Source organism: Methylobacterium sp. WL120 (genome assembly GCF_008039465.1).
GTDB lineage: Bacteria > Pseudomonadota > Alphaproteobacteria > Rhizobiales > Beijerinckiaceae > Methylobacterium > Methylobacterium cerastii.
In genome coordinates this window covers 1-5,340 of record NZ_VRUT01000235.1, presented here as the reverse complement: position 1 = coordinate 5,340, position 5,340 = coordinate 1, and the positions used below count along the sequence as shown (strand labels likewise).

The window sequence follows — 5,340 nt, the reverse complement described above, 5'->3', positions numbered from 1 at the left end:
GCGGCCGGGCACCTGCGCGCGGCCGGCCTCCCCTGCCCCGTGGTCAGCGTCGGCTCGACGCCGACCGCGCGGTTCGCCGGGGATCTCGACGGCGTCACCGAGGTGCGGGCCGGCGTGTTCATGTTCGGCGACCTGTTCCAGGCGGGCGTCGGCAGTTGCGGCGCCGACGACATCGCCCTGTCGGTGCTCGCCACCGTGATCGGCCACCAGGCGGCCAAGGGTTGGATCATCGTGGATGCCGGATGGATGGCCCTGTCGCGCGACCGCGGCACCGCGCGCCAGGCCGTGGACCAGGGCTACGGCATCGTCTGCGATCCCGCGGGGCGCCCCTACCCGGACCTGATCGTGCGCGACGCCAACCAGGAGCACGGCATCGTCGCCCTCCGCCCCGGGTCGAGGGCGGCGCTGCCGGAGCTTGCCTTGGGCGCGCGCCTGCGCATCCTGCCCAACCATGCCTGCGCCACGGCGGCGCAGCACGCCTGCTACCACGTGCTCGACGCGTCCGGGCGCGTCTCGGCCACGTGGCCCCGCATCGCCGGCTGGTGACCTTTTCCATGACGCATCCAATCGCCAAGACGCATCCAATCGCCAAGACGCATCCAATCGAGCGCATCGCGACGAAGGCCGTACCGGAGCCCGCCGGCCATTACGCGCAAGCCACCGCGTGGCGCGACCTCGTCTTCGTCTCGGGCCAGCTCGGGCCTCGCCCCGACGGCAGCCACACCTTCGATCGCCCGTTCGAGGAGCAGGCGCGGCAGGCGCTCGCCAACGTGCTCGCCATCCTCGGCGAGGCCGGATGCGGGCCGGAGCGCGTGCTCAAGGTCACCGCCTACCTCGTCGGAGTCGAGAACTGGCCGGCCTTCGACCGGATCTATGCCGAGGCGTTCGGCGAGGCCCGCCCCGCCCGCGCGGTGGTGCCGGTGCCGGGCCTGCATCACGGCTACCTCGTCGAGATCGAGGCGATCGCCGCCCGGCCCGACCCGGCCTGATCACCGGTCCGCGCGGAGCCACCCCTTCAAAACCCTCGCCTCTCAGAACCGCTCGACCCAGGGGCGCAGCTCCAGCTCCTGGGTCCAGGCGCTGCGGTCCTGGCGCAGCACGTCGCGGTAGCTGCGGGCGATGGCCTCCGGGTCGAGGTGGCTGTCGGGCGCGTCCGGCGCCTCGGGCGCGCGGGCCGGATTCCGGATCGCACCGTCGATGACGAAGTGCGCGACGTGGATGCCCTGCGGCTGCAATTCGCGCGCGAGGCTCTGGGCCAGGCCGCGCAGGGCGAACTTGCCCATCGCGAAGGCCGAGGAGCCGGCGAATCCCTTCACGCTCGCCGAGGCCCCGGTGAGCAGGATGGCGCCGTGGCGGGCAGGCAGCATCCGCTTGGCGGCGGCCTGCGCCACCAGGAAGCCGCCGAAGGCCGAGACCGCGAGCGCCTGCGCGACGGCTTCCGGATCGAGCTCGGCGATGCCGCCGCGCACGCGTCCGCTGGCGTTGTAGACCACCACGTCCGGCGCTCCGCCGAGCGCCGGCTCGATCGCGGCGAACAGCGCCTCGACCTCGGCCGGCCGACTCGCGTCGCAGGCGTGGACCGACGCACCGGTCTCGCGGGCCAGCGCGTCGAGTTTTTCGACGTTGCGCGCCGCCAGGCTGACCCGCAGCCCGTCGGCGGCGAGTTGCCGGGCGAGCGCCGCACTCAAGCCCGAGCCGGCTCCGACGATCAGGGCGCGATGAAAGGTCGGCGTCATGGATGCGGCCTCCGGGCTGTGCGAGCCGGCAACGTCGGGCGGGCGCGGCGGTTCGCGCCGCGCGATGGATCAGTCGCGCCGCCCGCGGAAGAAGTCGCGCAGCATCCGCGCCGCCTCGTCCTCGCGAAAGCCCCCATACACGTCCGGCGCGTGGTGGCAGGTCGGCTGGTTGAACACGCGCGCACCGTTCTCGACACCGCCGCCCTTGGGGTCGGCCGCCCCATAATAGAGCCGCCGGATCCGCGCGAAGCCGATCGCGCCCGCGCACATCGGGCACGGCTCCAGGGTGACGTAGAGGTCGCAGCCCGACAGCCTTTCGTCGCCCAGCGCGGCGCAGGCGGCGCGGATGGCTAGGATCTCGGCATGCGCCGTCGGATCGCGCAGCGCGCGGGGCCGGTTGTGCGCCACCGCGAGCACCACGTCGTCGCGCACGACCACCGCGCCGACCGGCACCTCGCCGGCCTCCGCCGCACGGCGCGCCGCCGCGAAGGCGAGGTCGAACGGCGTCTCGCCCGGCCGGCCGGCGAGCGACGTCGTGTTCGCGGCGAGGCGCGTTTTCGCGGGAGGGATCGAGTCGGGCACGACGACGTTCCTAGCGGTCGCCGCCGCCGCCGGGAAGCGCGCCGCCGCCCCCACACAGGTCAATGTTAATCGGCGGAACATTAATCCACCTTCCGCCGTTTCTCCCCCAGCGCGGCAAGGCCGCATTCAGGACGAGGAGCCGGCGATGAGCAGCACCACCGACAAGATCAAGGGCGCGGCCAACGAGGCGATCGGAAAGGCCAAGCAGGGCATCGGCAACGCGACCGACAACGCGAACCTGAATGCCGACGGCGTTGCGCAGGAGGCCAAGGGCAAGGCCGAAGGCGTCAAGGGCGACGTGAAGTCTGCCGTCGGCAAGTAAGCAACAGAAGTAAGCGAGCCGCGGATGCAATTGTCCCGACCCGGACCCGGACCCGGAGATCGGGTCCGGGTCGGGACCCCATCAGCCCTGCATTGAAGAATTCGTTTTGAGGAGGTCTGCATGATCGGTTGGGCCATCACCTTTCTCGTGGTCGCGTTGGTCGCGGCGCTCCTCGGTTTCGGCGGCATCGCTGGGACGGCGATGGCGGCGGCCAAGATCGTGTTCTTCGTGGCCATCGCCCTGTTCCTGATCTCCGCCGTGTTCGGCGTGATGCGCGGGCGTGCGCCGAGGCTCTGACGGGCCGGATTTGTTCAGCGTCGTGAGAGGGGTGGTCTGACAAGGACCGCCCCTTTCGCGTTCGGGGGTGCGTTGCGCTGCGCCAAGCCTTAGGATCGCGGCCGCGCCACCGCGATCGTCCCCAATGGCCCCCTACCCATGAATCCCCACACCTGGGCGCTCTTCCTCGGCGCTGTCTTCCTGCTGTCCGGCACGCCCGGCCCGAACATGCTGCACGTCATGACGCGCAGCCTCCGCTTCGGGTTCGGTGCCAGCCTGTTCGCCATGGCCGGGTGCCTCTCGGCCGTGGTGCTGGTGCTCTGCGCCTCGGCGACGGGGCTTGGGGCGGTGCTGGCCGCCTCGCCGAACCTGTTCGCGTGGCTGCGCTATGCCGGCGTCGCATACCTGATCCTCCTCGGGATCCAGGCCTGGCGCGGAGCCGGCGGCGCGGTCGAGGTCGGCGCGGACTCGATCCCGCTGTCGACCAGGGGCTGCAGCTCGCGATCCTGGTCGCGACCTTCGCCGCCGCGGAAGGCTTCTGGTACGCGGCCTACGCGCTCGGCGGCCGGCACCTCGCGCGCCATCTCGCCCGGCCCGCCCTCCGGCGCCTGTTCGACCGCGCCACCGGCGCGATCTTCGTCGGCTTCGGGCTCGGCCTCCTCGCGGGCCGCCCCTGAGCGACAGGGCCATCGCTCGACAGCGCTGGCCCTGATTGTCTTCGGCCTCAATCGCCGGCGCCCGCCTTCGCGGGCTCAGGCTTTCGCTCCGCGGGGCGCTCTTCGCGCCCTGAAGCCGCCGAACGCGGCTTCAAGTGATCGCCGTGCCCTGGCGACGATCCGTCTCGCGTGGCGGAGCCGGCTCTGTTATGGGCTTGGCGATGAGCGACAATCCGACCACACCCTCCGCGGACGAGCCCGTTCGCGGGACCGACACCACGCAGGCCCCCGAGACTCCGGCGAAGGCACGGCCCGCACGCCGCACGGCCGCCGCGCGGGACAAGGCCTCGCAGCAGGAACCCGCCTCGCACGAGGCTTCGAGCCAAGAGCCTTCGAGCCAAGAGGCTTCGAGCCCGGCGGCTTCGAGCCCGGCGGCTTCGTCACCGGAGCCTTGGAGCCCGGCCACCGACGCCAACGTCCGCTCCTCCGACGACGAGGCGCCGCGTGAGCGCGTGGCCCGCCCCCGGCCGAAGGACCGCCACGCCAACGAGCGTCCGGCCAAGGACGCGACGAAGGATGCGGCCAAGGAGTCGGCCAAGGCGCCGACGAAGGCCGCCAAGGCCCCGAAGGAGCGCGGCGGCGACGCCCCATTGCGTCGCCGCCCGGCTGCGGCCTTGCCGGCGCCGGCCGATCCGGCCTTCCCCGACCCAGCCTCGGTCGACGCGGCCCCCGCCGACTTGGCTCCTGTCGATTCGGCTCCCATCGACCTGGCCCCCGCCGCCATGTCTCCCGTCGACTCGGCTCCCGTCGAGACGCATGCTGATGCGGACTTCGACGACGCGCCGGAGACGGACGCCGTCGAGGCCGCCCCGAAGGCCGAGATCGCCGCGAAGGCAGAACCTGCCGCGCCCGAGACCTACGAGGGCGAGCGCATCGCCAAGGCGATCGCGCGGGCCGGCATCGCCTCGCGCCGCGACGTCGAGGCGATGATCGCCGAAGGCCGGATCACGCTGAACGGCCGCGTCCTCGACACGCCGGCGATCAACGTCACCGATTCGGACGCCATCACCGTCGACGGCGAGCCGCTGCCGACGCGCGAGCGCACCCGGCTCTGGATCTTCCACAAGCCGCGGGGCCTCGTCACCACAGCCCGCGACCCCGAAGGCCGCCAGACCGTGTTCGAGGTGATGCCCGAGGAGATGCCGCGCGTCGTCGCGATCGGCCGCCTCGACATCAACACCGAAGGCCTGCTGCTGCTCACCAACGACGGCGGCCTCGCCAAGGTGATCGCCCACCCCGACACCGGTTGGCTGCGCCGCTACCGCGTCCGCGCCTTCGGCGACATCACCCAGATGGAGCTCGATCAGCTCCGCAAGGGCGTGACCATCGACGGGATGGAATACGGGCCGGTCGAGGCGACCCTCGACCGCGCCACCGGCGACAACGTCTGGCTGACGCTCGGCCTGCGCGAAGGCAAGAACCGCGAGGTCAAGCGCATCCTCGAGCATCTCGGCCTCTCGGTGAACCGGCTGATCCGGCTGTCGTTCGGGCCGTTCCAGCTCGGCGACCTCGAGGTCGGGCTGACCGAGGAGATCAAGACCAAGGTGCTCAAGGAGCAGCTCGGCAAGGGCCTGTCCGCGCAGGCCGGCGTCGACTTCGAGAGCCCGGTGCGCGAGCCGATCGCACCCTTCGGCGCGCCGAAGAAGGAGGCGCAGGCCGAGCGGCCGCGCCGGGACGAGGCCTCCCGCGGCCGTGCGCCCTCCGGCGG

General features: G+C 72.2%; 7 protein-coding genes and 1 pseudogene. 6 read left to right on the top strand and 2 right to left on the bottom strand.

Annotation, left to right across the window (positions count from 1 at the left end):
* Together FV229_RS25095 and FV229_RS25090 are read left to right on the top strand one after the other, a co-directional pair.
* Positions 1 to 546, top strand: a pseudogene (locus tag FV229_RS25095) (DSD1 family PLP-dependent enzyme); the annotation flags it as partial.
* Between the two features lie 8 nt (positions 547 to 554).
* Positions 555 to 989 carry a RidA family protein gene (locus FV229_RS25090; RefSeq protein WP_147754534.1) on the top strand — a complete coding sequence of 145 codons (435 nt, stop codon included), beginning with the start codon at positions 555 to 557 and terminating at the stop codon, positions 987 to 989.
* A gap of 42 nt (positions 990 to 1,031) precedes the next feature.
* On the opposite strand, the gene FV229_RS25085 is transcribed toward FV229_RS25090, so the two are convergent.
* Together FV229_RS25085 and FV229_RS28315 are read right to left on the bottom strand one after the other, a co-directional pair.
* Positions 1,032 to 1,736, bottom strand: coding sequence for an SDR family NAD(P)-dependent oxidoreductase (locus FV229_RS25085; RefSeq protein WP_147754533.1), 705 nt, complete (start codon positions 1,734 to 1,736; stop codon positions 1,032 to 1,034).
* Between the two features lie 69 nt (positions 1,737 to 1,805).
* Entirely contained in the window at positions 1,806 to 2,318 is a 513-nt protein-coding gene (locus FV229_RS28315; RefSeq protein ID WP_281406754.1) for a nucleoside deaminase, read from the bottom strand.
* Between the two features lie 145 nt (positions 2,319 to 2,463).
* Here FV229_RS28315 and FV229_RS25075 point away from each other — a divergent pair, with 145 nt between their 5' ends.
* From FV229_RS25075 to FV229_RS28305, 4 genes are all read left to right on the top strand, one after another.
* On the top strand, positions 2,464 to 2,640 hold the full coding sequence (locus FV229_RS25075; RefSeq protein ID WP_147754531.1) for a CsbD family protein: 177 nt from the start codon (positions 2,464 to 2,466) through the stop codon (positions 2,638 to 2,640).
* Between the two features lie 120 nt (positions 2,641 to 2,760).
* Positions 2,761 to 2,937: a DUF1328 domain-containing protein gene (locus FV229_RS25070; RefSeq protein WP_147754530.1), complete on the top strand. Its 177-nt coding sequence runs from the start codon at positions 2,761 to 2,763 to the stop codon at positions 2,935 to 2,937.
* Between the two features lie 356 nt (positions 2,938 to 3,293).
* Entirely contained in the window at positions 3,294 to 3,593 is a 300-nt protein-coding gene (locus FV229_RS28310; RefSeq protein ID WP_246688335.1) for a LysE family transporter, read from the top strand.
* 200 nt (positions 3,594 to 3,793) lie between these two features.
* A partial coding sequence (locus FV229_RS28305; protein WP_246688334.1) for a pseudouridine synthase occupies positions 3,794 to 5,340 on the top strand: 1,547 nt, incomplete at its 3' end.